Source organism: Arthrobacter sp. Soil_C_60 (genome assembly GCF_057656375.1).
In genome coordinates this window covers 158,933-177,290 of sequence record NZ_JBDGKM010000001.1, presented here as the reverse complement: position 1 = coordinate 177,290, position 18,358 = coordinate 158,933, and the positions used below count along the sequence as shown (strand labels likewise).

15 protein-coding genes are annotated in these 18,358 nt (G+C 67.0%); 1 reads left to right on the top strand and 14 read right to left on the bottom strand.

Going from position 1 to position 18,358, the window contains the following annotated elements; genetic code table 11:
- Positions 1–8: 8 nt before the first annotated feature.
- From AC3A4M_RS00855 to AC3A4M_RS00795, 13 genes are all read right to left on the bottom strand, one after another.
- Positions 9–404, bottom strand: a complete 396-nt coding sequence (locus AC3A4M_RS00855) for a hypothetical protein (RefSeq protein WP_498733245.1) — start codon at positions 402–404, stop codon at positions 9–11.
- Positions 401–1,462, bottom strand: coding sequence for a hypothetical protein (locus tag AC3A4M_RS00850; RefSeq protein WP_498733243.1), 1,062 nt, complete (start codon positions 1,460–1,462; stop codon positions 401–403). The genes AC3A4M_RS00855 and AC3A4M_RS00850 overlap by 4 nt, the downstream gene beginning before the upstream one ends.
- On the bottom strand, positions 1,459–2,733 hold the full coding sequence (locus tag AC3A4M_RS00845) for a phosphotransferase (protein WP_498733241.1): 1,275 nt from the start codon (positions 2,731–2,733) through the stop codon (positions 1,459–1,461). Before AC3A4M_RS00845 ends, AC3A4M_RS00850 begins: the two co-directional genes overlap by 4 nt.
- Positions 2,734–4,587: an ABC transporter ATP-binding protein gene (locus AC3A4M_RS00840; RefSeq protein ID WP_498733239.1), complete on the bottom strand. Its 1,854-nt coding sequence runs from the start codon at positions 4,585–4,587 to the stop codon at positions 2,734–2,736.
- Positions 4,584–5,744, bottom strand: a complete 1,161-nt coding sequence (locus AC3A4M_RS00835; protein ID WP_498733237.1) for a glycosyltransferase family 4 protein — start codon at positions 5,742–5,744, stop codon at positions 4,584–4,586. The genes AC3A4M_RS00840 and AC3A4M_RS00835 overlap by 4 nt, the downstream gene beginning before the upstream one ends.
- The gene (locus AC3A4M_RS00830; RefSeq protein WP_498733235.1) at positions 5,744–7,021 is read right to left on the bottom strand and encodes a glycosyltransferase family 4 protein; all 1,278 of its coding nucleotides are present in this window, start codon (positions 7,019–7,021) and stop codon (positions 5,744–5,746) included. The genes AC3A4M_RS00835 and AC3A4M_RS00830 overlap by 1 nt, the downstream gene beginning before the upstream one ends.
- Complete coding sequence (locus AC3A4M_RS00825; RefSeq protein ID WP_498733233.1) at positions 7,008–8,240, bottom strand: glycosyltransferase family protein; 1,233 nt, start codon at positions 8,238–8,240, stop codon at positions 7,008–7,010. Before AC3A4M_RS00825 ends, AC3A4M_RS00830 begins: the two co-directional genes overlap by 14 nt.
- A 245-nt stretch (positions 8,241–8,485) precedes the next feature.
- Positions 8,486–10,417: a DEAD/DEAH box helicase gene (locus AC3A4M_RS00820; protein WP_498731030.1), complete on the bottom strand. Its 1,932-nt coding sequence runs from the start codon at positions 10,415–10,417 to the stop codon at positions 8,486–8,488.
- Between the two features lie 365 nt (positions 10,418–10,782).
- Positions 10,783–11,289 carry a PadR family transcriptional regulator gene (locus AC3A4M_RS00815; RefSeq protein WP_498733231.1) on the bottom strand — a complete coding sequence of 169 codons (507 nt, stop codon included), beginning with the start codon at positions 11,287–11,289 and terminating at the stop codon, positions 10,783–10,785.
- A complete protein-coding gene (locus AC3A4M_RS00810) occupies positions 11,289–13,316 on the bottom strand; it encodes an oxidoreductase (protein WP_498733229.1) in 2,028 nt (675 codons plus the stop codon). The genes AC3A4M_RS00815 and AC3A4M_RS00810 overlap by 1 nt, the downstream gene beginning before the upstream one ends.
- A 70-nt stretch (positions 13,317–13,386) precedes the next feature.
- Positions 13,387–14,034 carry an MOSC domain-containing protein gene (locus tag AC3A4M_RS00805; protein ID WP_498733227.1) on the bottom strand — a complete coding sequence of 216 codons (648 nt, stop codon included), beginning with the start codon at positions 14,032–14,034 and terminating at the stop codon, positions 13,387–13,389.
- A gap of 119 nt (positions 14,035–14,153) precedes the next feature.
- Positions 14,154–15,314: a cystathionine gamma-synthase gene (locus AC3A4M_RS00800; protein ID WP_498733225.1), complete on the bottom strand. Its 1,161-nt coding sequence runs from the start codon at positions 15,312–15,314 to the stop codon at positions 14,154–14,156.
- An 11-nt stretch (positions 15,315–15,325) separates the two neighbouring features.
- Positions 15,326–16,702, bottom strand: a complete 1,377-nt coding sequence (locus AC3A4M_RS00795) for a cystathionine beta-synthase (RefSeq protein ID WP_074701218.1) — start codon at positions 16,700–16,702, stop codon at positions 15,326–15,328.
- Between the two features lie 103 nt (positions 16,703–16,805).
- Here AC3A4M_RS00795 and AC3A4M_RS00790 point away from each other — a divergent pair, with 103 nt between their 5' ends.
- A complete protein-coding gene (locus AC3A4M_RS00790) occupies positions 16,806–17,792 on the top strand; it encodes a DNA-3-methyladenine glycosylase family protein (RefSeq protein WP_498733222.1) in 987 nt (328 codons plus the stop codon).
- Between the two features lie 65 nt (positions 17,793–17,857).
- Here the strand turns inward: AC3A4M_RS00790 and AC3A4M_RS00785 are convergent, their stop codons facing one another.
- Complete coding sequence (locus tag AC3A4M_RS00785) at positions 17,858–18,244, bottom strand: thioredoxin family protein (protein WP_498635834.1); 387 nt, start codon at positions 18,242–18,244, stop codon at positions 17,858–17,860.
- Between the last annotated feature and the right edge of the window lie 114 nt (positions 18,245–18,358).

Genomic DNA, 18,358 nt, shown 5'->3' with positions numbered 1-18,358 from the left:
CAAGGGGACTAATCGTCTCCGCCGTCGTCCCAGTCATCGTCGACATCGTCATCCCAATCGTCGTCGTCAACAACCACCGGCGGTGCAGGCGCGACCTGTTCCGGCACCGGGGCCGGGGCCGGCTGCGGCTTGGGGGCGGAGTCTTGTGCCGGCTTGGCCGGCTCATCCTTGCCCTTGGGCTCCTGCTGCTCCTTCTCGGGCAAAGGTTTCGCCGGCGCTTCGGGCTTGGGATCTGCGCTGGCGTCGGGATCGACAGCAGGGGTCGGTTCCGGCGGCGACGAGGCCTGCTGCAGATGCGAGACGTCAATGGTGGAATCCTCGGGCTTGGCCACGGCGACGTTCCACAAGAACACGCTCGCTGCTCCGACCAGCAGCAAAGCCAGTATGGACGAGAAGATTTTCACGAGATTGCCTTTCTTGTCTGGGACGCCAGCAAGCCGTCCAACCACGACTGGGCAAGATGCTGCCAATGCGGACGGAATGCGTAGACGCAGACCAGTCGCAGCTGGGTGGCCACGGTGTAGAGATCCAGCCTGCGGGCCGGCACCGACAAGTCTGCGGCGGCCGCGTCCACCGCCGCTTCGCCCGTCTTACGGGCCTCCGCGGTGACGCGGCCCTGGTCTGCCCGCAAACGCAGGTGGACGGCCAGGTTTGCCAGATCCAGCGCAGGCTCGGCCAGCGCAGCGGTGTCGAAATCCAGCAGTCCAAGCGAAGCCGTCTCTGCACAGTAGAGCAGTTGTTTATCGTGCAGGTCCCGGTGTGCAAGGCCTGCTTCCCCGCGTCCGCTCCCCTCCGACAGGGCCTGACACACCTCATCCGCGAGGCTCCGGACGGCAGCCGGATCGGTATCCAGCGCGCCGAAGTCCAGCAGATGAGCCACCCACTTGCGTACCGTAGCCGCTTCCGCCGCGCCGTCATGCAGCGGCAGCTCCTGCACCCGGGTAGCGCCCCGGACCAACGACGGCCACCGCTCCGCCCAGAGCTGCCAGGCACGGCCCCATGCGCCCAGGGTATCCGCGCTTCCGAGTTCATGGAGACTGGTTCCGGCCAGCGCGGCGGAGACCACCCGGTCCGGTCCGCAACCCATTACCTCGGGCACCGCGAAGCCTGCGCGGGTTCCTGCTTCATGCATCAGTGCGGACTGCCCGGCAACCATGGCAGCCTTACCGGGGGCCAGCAGCTTGGTGTAGCGGGTTCCGTCCGCGGACCGCAGCACAGCGCGGCGTTTATAACGGTGGACCAGGAGCTTCCCGCGGGCCTCCCCCAACCCCGGCAACGCAGGGTCCGTTCTGAAGCCGGCAACGGTGGTTTTCCCGCCGTCGTCAATCATGCCCGCCCGCAGGCGGCCGTATTGATCCACGGCTTCGAAGGTGAGCCGGCGTCCGCTCTTGGGCCATGCTCGGCGGACCGACAAGGCCGCGCCGGCCTGATCGTAGACTGTTGCAGGAACGACGGCGGTCATGCCAGCATTCCTTCGATCTGTGCCAGCCGGCCGAGGATGAGTTGCCGCCAGTCCGGCTCGCACGCACGGAACGGCTCCAGAATCCTCGAGAACAGGTGGCAGGCCGTCCAGACGTTCAGCTCGTCGGCGTCCAGCCCGGCGCCGGACATTCCGCCCTGGCCTTCCTGGTATCCCTCCAGCAGGGCCGCCGTCAACGTTCCCGTGCCGGTGTTCAGCAGCTCGACCGCTGCGAAGCAGCCTAAATCCGAGACCACTGCACCGTAACCGAACCGGTCCAGATCGATGATGCGCAGGCCTTCTCCGCCGACCAGGATCTGGTCGGCGGAGAAATCGCCGTGTACAAAGCCGGCCCGGCCCGGCCGGCGCAGCCGAACGGTCAGCAGCTCGGCGGCGTGATGCAGGCGTTCAGCAGCTGGGGGCACCAGCTGGCCGGTGTTGGCTGCCAGTTTCTGGAGTCCCGGCATGGCAATGTGGCCAGGCGCGGGAACCTTGGGATCGGTGCCGGCAGCGCCCTGGCCGGCCTTCGGCGGCTGGACGGGGCCCGGGCCCGCCCACGGCGGCTGGGTGTGGAGCAGCGCCAGGAACCGGCCCGCTTCGGCCGCGAGCGCCAGCGAATCGGGCTGGCCCGGCTCCGGTGCACCCTGATCCTGCTGGTGCAGTCGCTGCAGGTCCGTATCACCGAACCAGGGGTAATACACGGCGTGCCGGGCGTCCGTTCCGTCCGGACGGGCACCTGCCTCGTCCCGGGGAGATTGTTGTTCCAGGACCGGGACGCCGGCGTCCTGTAGCCGCCTCAGCATGTCTGCGTGCACCCGTGTAGGTCCGGCCGTGACCTTGGCGACGCGGCGCTGCCCGCCCTGGCCGAACGCTGCGACCAGACGGCGGTGGGGGTTGTAGTTCAGCACGTCGATCGCCCCGGCGCGGCCGGACAGCAGCCCGGTCCCGGCGAGGGCACGGTGCAGTTTGCCGTCCAGTGCCAGAGGCCCGGACACCAGCAGCTGTCCGGGGGCTTCGGGGAGCTCCACGGCTTCAAGCTGCACCCCCTGCTGCCCGGCGCGCTTGAAGGTCTTGGCCAGCTTCGAGTCCTGGCTGCGCGAGTATCCGGCGATCCAGGCGGGCCCGTCGCTTCCGGAAAGCCGGGCCACCACGGACACACCGGGCTTATAACGCACGTGCGCCGCGGCGACCCGGCGGCCGAACAGGGTGCTCAGGCGCTCCGGGTCCATTACGGCGTCCAGGGCCGGGAGGGCTGGATCAATTACGGGACCCACCTAGACCACCTCCGCCACGGCGGCGTCGGCGGGATGGCCGACGTCGACCCGTGCCTCGCTGGCATTGGCCGCCTGCTGTTGTTCCACCCAGGCCTTGAAGGTGCCGGAAGGATGACCGAGCAGGTCTGCGGGAGTGCCGTCCAGCACCACGTTGCCGTCCTGGACCCAGAGAACACGGTCGGCGGCCAGCGCCGGTCCGGCGTCGTGCGTAATCGTCACGGTGGTACGTCCTTCGGTCAGGGTGCCCAGCGCTGCGAGCACTTCACTTGCTGCTTCGGGGTCCAGTCCCGTGGTGGCCTCGTCCAGCACTACCACGGGTGCGTGCCGGAGCAAGGCACGGGCGATGGCGAGCCGCTGGCGTTGTCCGCCGGAGAGTGTGCTCCCGCGCTCCCCCACCACAGTGTCATAGCCGTCCGGTGACGCCATGATGAAGCCGTGGGCCTGGGCACGCCGTGCCGCCTGCTCCACTTCCTCGTCGGTGGCCTCCATCCTGCCGTAGCGGATGTTGTCGCGGATGGTGCCGGTGAAGAGCACCGAGTCCTGCAGCAGCAGGCTGACCTGCGAGCGCAGCGAAGCCAGCGTCACCTCCCGCAGGTCGTGTCCGTCGACACTTACGCAGCCGTGCACGGGGTCCATCATGCGCACCAGCAGCGAAGCCAGCGTGGACTTCCCGGAACCGGATGGCCCGACGACCGCCACCTTCTGCCCGGCCGGAATATGCAGGTTCACGTGGTGCAGCACGGGACGTCCGTCGCCGTAGGCGGCCCGCACGCTTTGCAGGCGGATCTCGCCGCGGACACCGGAAAGCTCCACCGCGCCCGGGGCGTCCTGGATGTCCACGGGTTCGTCCAGCAGGTCGGCGACGCGTTCGCCCGAAGCCGTAGCCCGGGCGATGCGTCCGGTGTACTTGGCCAGGTCCCGCAGCGGCTTCATGGCTGTCTTGAGGTAGGTCAGGAAGATGACCAGATCCCCGGGCGTCATGGCCGCTTCGGCCACCCGCATGCCGCCGCCGAAGAGCACTGCTGCCGTCGCGACGCCGACGATCACGTCGGTGCGGCGTTCCAGCCCGGCGGCCAGCCGGCGTGCCTGCACGCCTTCCGTCAGGGCCTGTTTGTTGCTATGGGAGAACTTGCCGGCGAGGATCCGTTCCAGCCCGTAGGCCTGGACCACGCGAATGGCACCGAGGCTCTCCTGGGCGGTGTTGGCCAGGGCACCTTCGCCCTTGCGGGTCTTCCGGGAAGCAGCGGTGATCTTGCCCGTGCTGCCGCGGGAGATCAGCAGGAACGCCGCCGCAGCGAGGACCACCACGAGGGCCAGCAGCGGATCCAGCCAGAACATCACGCCGGCCATCACCACCAGGGTGATCACGTTGGCCACCAGCGGCAACCCGGCCGTGACCGCAACTTCCTGGAGCCGGCCGATATCGCCCACCAGCCGCTGCACCGTATCGCCGGTCCGCGCAGAGGAGTGGTAGCGGTCGGACAACGCCTGGACATGGGAGAAAACGCGCACGCGCAGCGCCGCAGCGACCCGCGAGCCGGCGAGCGCAAAGGCCACGGTGGCCAGATAGTTCGCCAGCGCGCGGAAGCCGACAATGCAAATGGTGGCCAGGGCGCAGGAAAGCAGCAGCACAGGAGTAGCCGAGGGCCCGCTGCCGGCCAGGTCCGCGCCGAGGCTGCGCGTGACCGCGTCCACCACAAACTTGACCGGCCATGGCTCGAGCACCCGGAACACCACCTCGAACAGCAGGGCAGTGATGCCGCCGCCCATCAGGAGCTTATGCCGGCCCACATGCGGCCTGATGATGCCCAGGGTGCGCCGCAGGGCCGCGGGGTTGGCTTGTTTCCGGCTCATACCGTCAGCTCCTGGTTCTTGTCCGGCAGGCGGATTCCGGCCAGACTACGCTCCAGCACCTGGTGCCAGCTGTGCCGCGCGACCGCCTGCTCCCGGGCCGCCAGCGCCATGGCCAGGCGCCGCTCGGGGTGGGCCACCAAGCGGTCAATCGCGGCGGCCAGCGCGGCGGGGTCCGACGGTTCCACCAGCAGCCCGGTTGCCCCGTCGTCGATAATGTCCGGAATCTGGCCTACGTTCGAGGCCACCACGGGCAGCGCCGCGGCGAGGTACTCGTAAATCTTCAGCGGCGAGAAGTACTGGTCGGCGTCCGAGCCCATCGCCGGGTACGGCGCGGTGGCCAGCGAGCAGTCTGCGAGCACCGCGGGAATCCGTTCAGGCACCACGGCACCGGTAAAGTCCACAGCCATGCCCAGTTCCGCGGCACGCCGCTGGAGTTCTGCTGCCAGCGGGCCGTCGCCGACAATGCGCAGTTGCCACGCCTGCGAGGCCAGCGCGGCGGCTTCCAGCAGCACCTCCACCCCGTGCCACGGTTTGAGCGTGCCGACAAAGGCAACTACCGGCACGGCATCGGGGTCGGGGCAGGCAGACAGGATCCGGTCCGTATTCACACCATTAGGTACGACGGCGATGCCGCCGTGGTGGGCAGCATCCGTTTTGCTTTCCACCCACCGGGCAACCGGTGCGGAGACGCACACGGTGCGGTCCGCTGCGGCCACCTGTGCGCGCAGTGCAGCGGAGGCAGCGGCTTCGTCATGCAGGTAGCGGTGGGTGCGCTGCTCGTCGATCAGCGGGGCGTTAACCTCAAGGATGCTGGGAATCCCCAACGCCGCGGTGGCCTGGGCCAGCCCGGTGCTGAAGAGGCTGTAGCGCTCGTAGACGAGGTCGGCGCCGTCGTCGATAATTTTCCCGGCCAGCTCCGCGGCCGCCGCGGCCTGGGCGGCTTCGCGCTCGGGTCCCTGGCTTTTGGGGACCTTGAGCCAGGTCACCGGGAGGTCGGCCAGGTCCGCGGGAACATCGTCGCCGGTGCGCGTGCAGTAGACGCTCACCTCGGCGCCGCGTGCCTGCCAGGCGCGGATGATCTCCTGGAGGTGGACCGAGGCTCCCTTGGTGCCGAAGACCGGGATTCCCGGGTCCGCGCATAGATATGCCACTCGCATTACGCTACCTCCACGCTTTCTGCGGCAGGTACGGCGGGCACCGAGGCCTCCACCAGGTGCCGCAGCCGCCGTGCCTGCTTCGTCGAGTCGAAGTTCGCCTCAATGCACTGCCGGGCGGCTGCCGCGATGCCCTCCCGGTCAAAGTCCGGCCGGGCCGCCTCCTCAAGTGCGGCGGTCAGGTCCGCCACCACACCGTTGCGGATCAGGGTGCCGGTCCGGGCCGCGACGCCTTGGGTCGGATGGATGACCTCGGGGATGCCGGTGACATCGCTGGCGATGGCGGGCACCCCCATGGCCATGGCTTCCAGCAGGACCGTGGGCAGCCCGTCAGCATTGCCGTCTTCTCCGACCACACAGGGGGCGGCAAAGACTTCGGCCCAGCGCAGCAGGTCGGCGACTTCCTGCTGGGTCCGCGGGCCCAGCAGCCGAACTGTGCCTTCCAGACCGAGCGAGTCGATCTGATCGGCCAGCTCCGTTTCGAGCATGCCGCCGCCGGCAATCCGGACATCCAGCCGCAGGCCGAGGCTGCGCAATTCGGCAGCCGACCGAATCAGCAGGTCAAAGCCCTTCTTCTCCACGAGGCGTCCGACGGCCGCAACCCGGAGCGTCTGTCCGGGTACCTGCGGCGCGGTGTAGGGAAAGCGCTCAAGTTCCAGCCCGTTATAGACCAGGTGCAGGTTGGCAGTTTCGGCGGGATACATGGAGCGCAGGTAGCGGTAGTTGTATTCGCTGATAGTGACCACGTGCGACGCGTTGGCCAGGGTCCGGGCCAGGCGGCTGCGGTCCACATCCTGATGGAAGATGTCCTTGGCGTGAGCGGTGAAGGAATAGGTGAGGCCGGACAGCGCAGCCGCAATTTCCGCGGTGCGGGCCGCCAGCGAACCAAAGTGGGCGTGCAGGTGCGTGATGCCGCGCTCCAGTGCCATGGTGGCCAGCTCGATGCCCTGATGCACTTCCGTAGGGTCGTAACCGGCAAACTGGGGCAGCAGCTGCGCCCAGCGTCCGGCGAATTCCGGATTCAGTTCCTGGGCGCGGCCGACAATGGCCCAGCCTTCGCTGAGCTTGGCCGGTTTGGGTACGTAGTTGACCGGGGCCTGTACCCGGGCCAGTTCCGTGTGGAACCTTGGATCCGCCGGCGGCCGCAGCGAGAAGATCTCCAGCACTTCGCCGGAGGCTTCCCGAGCCAGGATCTCGGTGACAATGAAGGTCTCGGAAAAGCGCGGATAGACCTTGAGGACATAGCCGACTCTGGGCGTATTGGGCTTAGCCAGCAACACGGTTCAGCTCCTTCTGCCCCGCAGGGCTCACTGTGTTTTCGGCGCCGGCGGTTTGCAACAGGTGCGCGGCCAGGCGGGCCACCGAGGTGAGTCCGTCGAGCTCAATGCCGGTGCGGGCGGCAGCTGTTCCGGCAACCGTTTCGAACCAGTTGCCGAGGACTTTGCTGCTCAGCTGGGCCGGCTCGCAGACGTCCACGAGCTGGCGTTTGCTGAGCGAACGTGCGCGGATCAGCTGCTCCTGGCGGGGCCAGACCCGCGGCACCACGAGGGCAGGAGTGTCCGTACTGAGGATTTCGCAGACCGAGTTATAGCCGCCCATGGTCACGATGGCCGCAGCTGCATTGATCTCGACGAGCGCGTCCGGGACGCTGGCGATCACGTCGGTCCGCTTCCGGGCGGCATGCTCGACCTGGCGCCTTTGGTCTGCTGCCATCTGCGGGCCGGTAATGACCAGGTGGCGGTACCCCGCCGGAACCTTGGCACGGGCCGCCGCCATGGTCAGGTCGAATCCATCCGATCCGCCGCCGACCATGGTCAGCAGGTACGGCTTGCGGCCCTGGGGTTTGCGCGAAGAGCAGGGGCGGCCTGCGGCCAGATAGCCAGTGAAGCGGACCTTATCGCTGAGGGCCGCGGGAATTTCGCCCGAGGCCACCGGATTGTGCACGGCCGGGTCGCCGTAGACCCACAGCTCGTCGAAGGTACGCCGGACGTGGCACAGATCCCCGAGCGCGGCCCATTCGCGGGCAGCGACGACGGGATCGTCAAGGACCTCGCGCAGGCCGAGGATGACCTTGCAGCCGAGATTGGCTTCCCGCACCGCAGCCAGCGCATCCACCAGTTCCCCGTCCACGCCGAAGGCATGCCGGTCCACGATGACCAGGTGGGGCCGGAAGGCTGTCAGGGCTCCTTCGATCACTGCGGAGCGCAGGCTGATGAGCCGGCTCATCCGGACATCCAGGTGGCGCGGTGCGTAGTTGCCCTGGCGTTTGCTGATCCCGGGAATGACCATCCAGTCCCAGCCTTCGGGCCGCCGGTAGCTGGTGGCGGTTCCCTCGCCGGTCACCAGCAGGCCCGAGACTTTCCGTCCGGTCAGCGCCGGCAGCCGGGCAGCCAGCGCATGGGCGATGGCAAGGTTACGCCGGGTGTGCCCCAGGCCCTGGGAATCATGGGAGTAGAGAACTATCCGTAACTCACCGCTGTCTTGCTGGTTGGTATACATCGGTCCTCCGTAGATTTCATTCTCTTCGTGCGTGTTATTCACTTTGCCGCAGGATGATGAATCGTTTATGAAACCTTTATGAGAGAGTTCTCATGCTCGGCGTGGTGCGCCTCACATCGGCGTCGGAACGGGGCTGAGGACATGCCCCGGGAATGCAAAAAGGCACCCGTTCATACGGGTGCCTTTTTGCGTAAGGTTACTTCAGCCGCCGGTTCCCGGCAGGAGCTGCCGGGTCTGGCCGCGGCTTAGTAGCTCTTGTGTCGGGGCTTGCGGGCTCCGGCGCCTTGGCCGGCGAAGTCCGAACGCTCGCCGCGGTCCTTGCTGAAGCTGCGGTCGCCGTCGAACTTCTTCTTGTACGGACGGTCGCCATCAAACTTCTTCTTGAACGGACGGTCGCTGCCGTAGCCGCCGCGGCTGCCGCCGAAGTCGCCCTGGTCGCGGCGCGGCTTGCGGCCGGAGTCCAGTTCGAGGTGGATCAGTTCGCCGCCGATGCGGGTGCGGGACAGTGCGCGCAGCTGGTCCTGGGACAGGTCCGCGGGCAGTTCCACCAGGGAGTGGTCCGAGCGGATGTCGATGCCGCCGATCTGCGCGGCACTGAGGCCGCCCTCGTTGGCGATGGCGCCGACAATGGAGCCCGGCATGACGCGCTGGCGGCGGCCTACCGCGATGCGGTAGGTCGCATTGCCTTCGGTCAGTGCACGCGTCGGGCCGCGGGATCCCGTGGCATCCCGTCCGCCGGCGGCGCGCTCGCGCTGGCCCTTCGGGGCCTCCGGCAGGTCCTGGACGAGCAGCGGCCGTCCGCCCTGGGCCATCACGGCCAGTGCTGCGGCAATCTCCGCTGCAGGCACATTGTGCTCGGTCTCGTAGTTCGCGATCAGGTCGCGGAAGATCGAGACATCTTCGGACGAGAGGGTCTCAGTGATCTTTTCCGCGAACTTGCTCATGCGAAGGCTGTTGATGGTTTCCGCCGAAGGCAGGTGCATCTGTTCGACCGGCTGGCGGGTGGCCTTCTCGATGGCCCGCAGCAGGTACTTCTCGCGCGGAGTCATGAACAGGATGGCATCGCCCGAGCGGCCGGCACGGCCGGTGCGGCCGATGCGGTGCACGTAGGACTCGGTGTCGTGCGGGATGTCGTAGTTGACTACCAGCGTGATGCGTTCGACGTCGAGACCGCGGGCGGCCACGTCGGTGGCAACCAGGATGTCGATCTTGCCATCGCGCAGGGCCTCGACCGTGCGCTCACGCTGCTGCTGCGGGATGTCGCCGTTGATGGCGGCGGCGCGGTAGCCGCGGGACTTGAGCTTGTCGGCCAGGTCCTCGGTAGCCATCTTGGTGCGCACGAAGGCGATAACGCCGTCGAAATCTTCCGCTTCCAGGATCCGGGTCATGGCATCCAGCTTGTGCGGGCCCATGACCTGCAGGTAGCGCTGGCGGGTGTTGGTGCCCGTGGTGGTCTTGGCCTTGACCGTGATCTCGGCCGGATCCTTCAGGTACTTCTTGGCGATCCGGCGGATGGCGGTCGGCATGGTGGCCGAGAACAGGGCAACCTGCTTGCTTTCCGGAGTCTTCGAGAGGATCTGGTCAACTTCTTCGGCGAAGCCCATGCGCAGCATTTCGTCGGCTTCGTCCAGCACCATGTACTGCAGTTCCGAGAGGTCCAGGGAACCCTTCTCGATGTGGTCGATGACGCGGCCGGGAGTACCGACAACAACCTGTGCACCGCGGCGCAGGCCGGCAAGCTGGGGGCCGTAAGGGGATCCACCGTAAACCGGAAGAACGGTGAAGTTCTCCATGTGCGAGGCGTACGAGGAGAAGGCTTCGGCCACCTGGAGCGCGAGCTCACGGGTAGGGGCCAGCACCAGGATCTGGGTGTTCTTGGTGGGCGGCAGTTCGGCCATGCGGGACAGCGCGGGGACTGCGAAGGCGGCGGTCTTGCCGGTACCGGTCTGGGCCAGGCCCACGACGTCGCGGCCTTCGAGCAGCACGGGGATGGTGGCGGCCTGGATGGGGGACGGCTTTTCGTAGCCGACGTCGCTCAGGGCTGCGAGCACACGGCCGTCAAGACCGAAATCCGTGAACAACACGGTGTTTTCTTCTGTCGCTTCGGCGGCGCTGTTGTCCGTGGCCGGCTCAGTGGCGGCGTTTTCAGACATGGTGGCAGTGGGGGTTTCAGACATGGGGTTCCTCATATTCATTTGGGGACCGTGGCCGCGCAAAGCATCACCATTGGGCTCGATTGAGCTATGGGCGGTGATGATCGAGAGGCCTGTTGACACAAGTCCGGCGCTGTTCCAATCCCTTGGCAGGACTTCCCGCCATAACTTTGCTGGCTGCCTCACGGCAGTCTGTATGGCGTTTTCTCAGCCGGCGCTCCCAAAATGAAAACTGTCCGCGTTATGCGGACCCTACACACCATCAGACGCGTTTTCCGCGTCGAAATAAGGGAATACCGGAGTGGGGGATGTATCCAGTGTACGGTACGCTGCAACTTCTTTGCGCCCGAATGCACGACGGCGGCCGGTGACCTTGGGCACAGCCGGCGTCACAGGGCGTCGAGAGTCTGCTCCGCCCAGGCAATCCACGTCTCTTCGAACATGATGCCCGCCGTCAGCACTGCGCGCTGGAGTTCGTTCCCGCCGCTCCAGTTCCCGCGCTTATCGAGCTGCCGGTAGGTGGCCAGTTGCTCCCGGTGCAGCCTGAGGTGACGTTCCAGTTCGTCCGCGATGGGATCGCCGAGCACCGAGGCGGCGCGCAGCCTGATCATCAACGCCTCGCGGACCGGCCGGGGGTCCTGCTGTTCGGCCGTCCACCGCTGCAGCTCGCGGCGCCCCTCGCCGAGCACCTCGTAGTCCTTGGCCCGCCCCCGGCTCGAATCACGGCCGGTGGAGCGGATCAACCCGTCTTTCTCCAGCCGGCCGAGCTCGCGGTAGATCTGCTGGTGCGTGGCCGGCCAGAAGAAGCCGAAGGACTTATCGAATCGGCGTGCCAGCTCGGCCCCGGAGCCGGGTTGTTCCAGCAGCGCGGTCAGAATGGCGTGCGGCAGCGACATCAGATGGCCGCCGCCAGCCGGGTGCCCTGGTTGATGGCGCGTTTGGCGTCGAGCTCCGCCGCCACGTCCGCTCCCCCGATCAGATGGACCGTCTGGCCTGCTGCTTCCAGTTCCGCCTGCAGCTCGCGCTGCGGCTCCTGGCCCGTGCACAGCACCACGGTATCCACGGCGAGTACCTGGTCGGTGCCGTCCGCGCTGAAGTGCAGTCCGCCGTCGTCAATCCTGCGGTAGGTGACGCCGGGAATCATGGTGACGTCCTTGGCCTTGAGCTCGGCCCGGTGGATCCAGCCGGTGGTCTTGCCCAGGCCGGCGCCGATCTTGCTGCTCTTGCGCTGCAGCAGGTAGATCTTGCGCGCAGGCTTCGGCGGGTGTGGCCGGGCCAGGCCGCCGGGCGTTTCATACTGCGGGTCGATACCCCAGTGCTCGTAGAAGAGCTCCGGCTCCAGCGTGGCGCTCGGCCCGGACTGCGTGAGGTACTCGGCGACGTCGAAGCCGATGCCGCCGGCGCCCAGGACCGCGACGGTGTTTCCCACCGGCCTCTTTCCGCGCAACACGTCCGGGTAGCCGAGCACCGAGGGGTGATCCAGGCCCTCGATGCCGGGGAGCCGGGGCAGCACGCCGGTGGCGAGGATGACCTCGTCGAAGCCCTCGGCCAGCAGGGTTTGCACGGTGGCTTTGGTATTGAGCCGCAGGTCGATGCCGCGGAGTTCAAGCTGGCGGCCGAAGTACCTGATGGTCTCGTGGAACTCCTCCTTGCCCGGGATCTGTTTGGCCAGGTTGAACTGCCCGCCGATCTCGCCGGCGGCTTCGAAGACCGTGATCCGGTGGCCGCGCTCGGCCGCTGCGACGGCGAAACCGAGGCCGGCCGGGCCGGCACCAACCACGGCGAGATTCTTCTTCTCCGCGGCTGGCTCCAGGAGGATCTCGGTCTCGTGGCAGGCCCGCGGATTAACCAGGCATGAGGTGACCTTCCCGACAAAGGTGTGGTCCAGGCAGGCCTGGTTGCAGGCGATGCAGGTGTTGATTTCGTCCGACGTCCCGCGCGAGGCCTTGAGTACAAAGGCCGGATCTGCCAGCAGCGGGCGGGCCATCGAAACCATGTCGGCGCAGCCGTCCGCCAGCAGCTGTTCGGCTACTTCGGGGGTGTTGATGCGGTTGGTGGTGATCAGGGGAATGCCTACGTGCCCCACCAGCTTCCGGGTTACCCAGGCGAAGGCACCCCGCGGAACGGAGGTGGCGATGGTGGGGACGCGGGACTCGTGCCAGCCGATTCCGGTATTGATCAGCGTTGCGCCGGCGGCCTCGATCCCGTGGGCCAGTTCGAGCACCTCTTCGAAGCCGGATCCGCCCTCCACCAGATCCAGCATGGAAAGCCGGTAGATGATGATGAAGTCCGAGCCGACCCGTTCGCGCGTCCGGCGGACGATCTCCAGCGGAAAGCGGATCCGGTTGCGGTAGGAACCGCCCCAAGCGTCGGTGCGGTGGTTGGTCCGCGCCGCGATGAATTCGTTGATCAGGTAGCCTTCGCTGCCCATGATTTCGACGCCGTCGTAGCCTGCCGACTGCGCCAGGGCGGCGGCGTTGGCGAAGTCCTCGATGGTTTGCTCAATGTCCGATGTAGACAGCTCGCGGGGAGCCAGCGGATTGATCGGAGAACCCGCTGGACTGGGCGCCACAAGGTCCCGGTGCGCGGCATAGCGGCCGGCGTGGAGCAGTTGCATGGCAATCCGGCCGCCCTCGGCATGCACTGCATCCGTAACGACTCGGTGCTCGGCTGCCTCTTCCTGCGTCGTTATTTTGGCGCCGCCCGCCCCCAGCCGCCCGGCCTCGTTGGGCGAGATGCCGCCGGTGACGATCAGTCCGACTCCCCCGCGCACCCGTTCAGCGTAGAACGCGGCCATCCGTTTGAAGCCGCCGGGCAGCTCCTCCAGGCCCACGTGCATGGAGCCCATCAGGACCCGGTTGGGCAGTGTGGCGAAGCCAAGGTCCAGCGGCTCAAGCAACCGGGGGAAGGCAGACGATGTCACTATGCACTCCTTTGCACAACTAGTTGCATAAAGACTAGGGGGTCCAAAGGCTCCGGGCAATAACCGCGGGTCAGCCCCGGCGCAGCGCCAGCTTGACCGCCTTGTTGACGTTGCCGCCGATGCTGATTTCGCCGGCCGCTTCCGAATCCAGCAGAGCCTGCGCCTGAGCCTTGTCCAGCCCGCCGAAAACGTCCGCCACGCTCACGCCGTGGCCGGGCCTGAAGACCACTTTGATGCTGTCGCCCGGTGCAATTTCCCCGGCCTGCACCACCTTGCAGTAGGCACCGGGCAGCCCCTTGTGCAAGAAACGCTTGGCCCAGCCCGGTTCTGCCATGTGCCGTTCAAAGGTGGCGCAGGGAATCCGCGGCATGGTCACTTCGGCGGTGACCTTACTGCCGATCCGCCACCGCTCCCCCACCAGCGCCCGGCTGACCGGCAGGCCCTGGGTACGCAGGTTTTCGCCGAACAGACCGGCCGGCACCTCGCGCCCGAGCTCGGCCGCCCACTGCGCCGCGTCTTCCTCCGCATAGGCGTAAAGCGCCTTCAGTTCGCCGCCGTGGTGCTTGCGGTCCGCCTGCACATCCGTCCGCAGCCCGAGCTGGTGGACCAGCACCGGGCCTTCCACCGACCGCTTGTCGATGGCGGTCACGCCGACAATGCTCTCGTCGGGCTTTAAGGCATGGACAGAGCAAACAGCAAGCAGCGATCCGGAAGTCATTGCCCCAGTTTAGGGCCGTTACACCGGGGCTTCCGGCAGCAAAACCTTCACAACCAACGACGGCGGTGCCGGACTTCCAAAAGTCCGGCACCGCCGTCGTTGTCTTGGGTTTTGGACCGCTAGATCTGCTTGAACGCCTGCTCCAGATCGGCGATCAGGTCTTCGGTGTCCTCGATGCCGACCGAGAGGCGGATCAGGTTGGCCGGGACTTCCAGCTCCGTACCCTTCACGGAGGCGTGGGTCATCTCGGAGGGGTAATTGACCAGGGACTCGATGCCGCCCAGCGACTCCGCGAGAGTGAAGATCGTGGTATTTTCGGCAACCTTCCGGGCCGCTGCCTCGCCGCCGTTGAAGGAGACCGACACCATGCCGCCAAAGCCGCGCATCTGCTTCTTCGCCAGCTCGTGGTCGGGATGGTCCGGCAGGCCCGGGTAGTAGACAGCCTCGACCTCGGGCCGGCCCTGCAGCCATTCGGCCACCGCCTGCGCATTGGCCGAGTGCCGGTCCATGCGCACGCCCAGCGTCTTCAGGCCGCGGGTGGTCAGGAACGCGTCCAGCGGTGCGGACACCGCCCCCACGGCGAACTGGATGAAGCCGATCTTCTCGGCCAGCTCGTCATCGTTGAGCACCACGGCGCCGCCGACCACATCCGAGTGGCCGCCGATGTACTTGGTGGTGGAGTGCACCACGATGTCAGCACCGAGCGCCAGCGGGTTCTGGAGGTAGGGCGAAGCGAAGGTGTTGTCGACCACCAGCAGCGCGCCGGCGCCGTGCGCAACCTCGGCGAGCGCGGCGATGTCGGTGATCTTCATCATCGGGTTGGACGGGGTTTCCACCCAGACAAAGCGGGTCTTGTTCTCCTTCACGGCCGCCGCCACGGCGGACTCGTCGGACATGTCCACCACCGTGTGGCCCACGCCCCAGTCCCCCAGCACGCGGTTAATCAGGCGGTAGGTGCCGCCGTAGGCGTCGTTGCCCAGCACGATGTGTTCGCCCGGGGCCAGCAGCGCGCGGATCAGCGAATCCTCGGCCGCGAGGCCGGAGGCGAAGGAAAACGCGTGCTTGCCGCCCTCCACCGCCGCCAGCTGTTCCTGGAGCGAGTCCCGCGTGGGGTTGGTGCCGCGCCCGTACTCGTAGCCGTCGCGCAGGCCGCCGACCCCGTCCTGCGCGTAGGTGGAGCTGAAGTGCACGGGCGGGACAACCGCACCGGTACGCGGTTCGAAGGCCTGGCCGCCGTGCACGGCGCGGGTGTTGAAGCCTTGGTTCTTCTCTGCAGTCATGGAAATCTCCTTCAGCTCGTCAGGTAGGTCAACAGGTCGTGGCGGGTCAGCACGCCGATGGGGGCGCCTACAAAGGTCACCATCAGCGCATTGTTGGACTGGAGTTTTTCGCGGGCGGCGGAGATGGATTCCAGCGAGCCGATCAGCGGCATCGGTTCGCCCATGTGGTCGCCGATCTTGTCGGTCAGTTTGGCTTCGCCCTTGAACAGCTGGGCCGTCAGGGTGCGCTCATCCACCGAGCCGAGCACCTCGCCCATCACCACGGGCGGTTCCTGCGAGAAGACCGGCAGCGTGGAAACGCCGTACTCGTTCATGATCTCGATGACGTCGCGGACCGATTCCGTGGGGTGCGTGTGGACCAGTTCGGGCAGGCGCCCGGCCTTGCCCTTGAGCACCTCGCCCACGGTGGCCTCTTCGCCGCCGGCAATGAAGCCGTAGGACTTCATCCATTCGTCGTTGAAGATCTTGCCCAGGTAACCGCGGCCGGAGTCCGGCAGAATAACAACGACGACGTCGTCAGGTCCCAGCTCCCGGGCCACCTTCAGCGCGGCGACCACTGCCATGCCGGAGGAGCCGCCGACCAGCAGCCCCTCTTCCTGGGCCAGCCTGCGGGTCATGGCGAAGGACTCGGCGTCGTTAACCGCGATGACCTCATCCGGCACGGACTTGTCATAGTTCGCCGGCCACATGTCTTCGCCGACGCCCTCCACAAAGTAGGGGCGTCCGGTGCCGCCGGAGTAGACGGAGCCTTCCGGGTCGGCGCCGATGATCCGGACCGGACCCGAGGCACGGTCCGCCGAAACCTCTTTCAGGTAGCGGCCGGTGCCGGTGATGGTGCCCCCGGTGCCGGCGCCGATGACCACGTGCGAAACCAGCCCGTCCGTGTCCCGCCAAATCTCCGGGCCTGTAGTTTCGTAGTGGCTCAGCGGAGCAGCGGGGTTGGAGAACTGGTCCGGCTTGTACGCACCCTCCACCTCGCGGACCAGACGGTCGGACACCCCGTAGTAGGACTCGGGGCTGTCGGGCGCCACGGCCGTGGGCGTGACAACCACTTCGGCGCCGTAGGCCTTGAGCACGTCGCGCTTCTCCACACCCACCTTGTCCGGCGTGACGAAGATGGACTTGTAGCCCTTCTGCTGCGCCACCAGAGCGAGCCCCACGCCGGTGTTGCCGCTAGTGGGTTCCACCACGGTTCCGCCGGGCTTGAGCAGTCCGTCCTGCTCCGCAGTTTCAACCATCTTGACCGCGATCCGGTCCTTGATGGACCCGCCCGGGTTGAAATACTCCACTTTGGCCAGCACGGTGGCGCTGATGCCTTCGGTCACATTGTTGAGTTTGACCAGCGGCGTATTCCCGATCAGGTCCAGTACAGAATTGGCAAACTTCATGCGCCCAAATCTACCGGCCCGTCCACAAGGGTCATAGCCGGAACGAAACCCTGCGACTCAAGCCGGCCGCCCTGCCCTGCCCGACGCGTGCGACCATGGATAGGTGCCTTCCACGTTTGCCGCCACCGCTGCCCCGACCGCAGATGCCGCGGCAACGGTGGAACTTCCTGCCGGCTACGATCTGCCCGGAACCCTGGGCATCATTCCCCGCGGCAAGCAGGACCCTACCTTTCAAACCACGCACGACGGCGTGTGGCTGGCTTTCGCCACTGCCCAAGGGCCGGTGACGCTGCGCCTGGCCAGCGAGCAAGCGGGCTCCAATGGCGGCGCCGATCCGGCCGTCATCCGGGTCCTCGCGTGGGGCCCCGGCGCCGAAGCAGCCTTGCCCGGGTTGCCGGCCCTGCTGGGCGCCGCTGATAACTGGACGGCCTTCGACCAGGCGGCGTTCCACGCCACGCTCCCGAAGCTGGTCACCGAACCGCGACGGCGGCATCGAGGCCTGCGGCTGCCAAGTACCGGCCGCATCCTGGACGCCCTGGTTCCGGTGGTGCTGGAGCAGAAAATCACCACCATCGAAGCCCGCTATTCCTGGCGCTACCTGGTCAGCAAGTACGGTACGCCCGCTCCCGGACCGGCCCCTGCGGGACTGAAGGTCGCGCCTTCGGCGGAGCAATGGCGGCGCGTCCCGTCCTGGGACTGGCACCGCGCCGGTGTGGACGCCAAACGCTCCGCCACCATTCTTCGCGCCTGCAATGTTGCCTCCGGCCTGGAGCGGCTGGCCGCGCTCTCCCCCGGCCCCGAACTGGCGGCAAAGCTGTGTTCCGTTCCGGGCATCGGTCCGTGGAGCGCCGCCGAGATCGCCCAGCGCACCCACGGCGACCCGGACTCGGTCTCCGTTGGGGACTTCCACCTGGCCGCCTTCGTCGGCTACGCCCTGACCGGAAAGAAAACGGACGACGCCGGGATGCTGGCTTTGCTTGAGCCCTGGCGCGGGCACCGGCAGCGGGTGGTGCGGATGCTCTACCTCAGTGGCTTCCGCAAACCGGCCTTCGGCCCGCGGCTGGCCCCGCAGGACCACCGCTTCCACTGATCAAGCAAAAAGCTCCCCGCCGTATCGGAACGGCGGGGAGCTTTTCGACGCGCGGGAGCAGAGTCCTACTCGGCGTCGGCCTGCTGGGCCTGCTGCTGCTGGGCTGCCACCTGGGCGTGGACTTCCTGCATGTCCAGGCCCTTGACGGCATCCACCAGTTCGGTGAACTGGCCCGAGTTCAGGGCGCCGGGCTGCGAAAAGACAAGGACCTTCTCGCGGAACGCCATCAGGGTCGGGATGGAGGTAATCCCGGCTGCGGCGGCGAGGCCCTGCTCGGCCTCGGTGTCTACCTTCGCGAAGACAATGTCCTCGTGCTGTTCGGAGACTGAATCGTATACGGGGGCAAACTGCTTGCATGGGCCGCACCAATCAGCCCAGAAGTCCACGAACACAATGTCGTTCTCTTCAATGGTCTGGGGGAACTGGGCTTCGGTGATATTAATCGTTGCCATGCTTCCACGCTAACGGGATCAGCCGAATATGTCGCCCCCTGTTCGCTCAGCGCATGAGCGCTGGTGTCCGGCGCCCGGATCGTGCACGTGTTTTCCACAGGTCCGCCGCCGCCC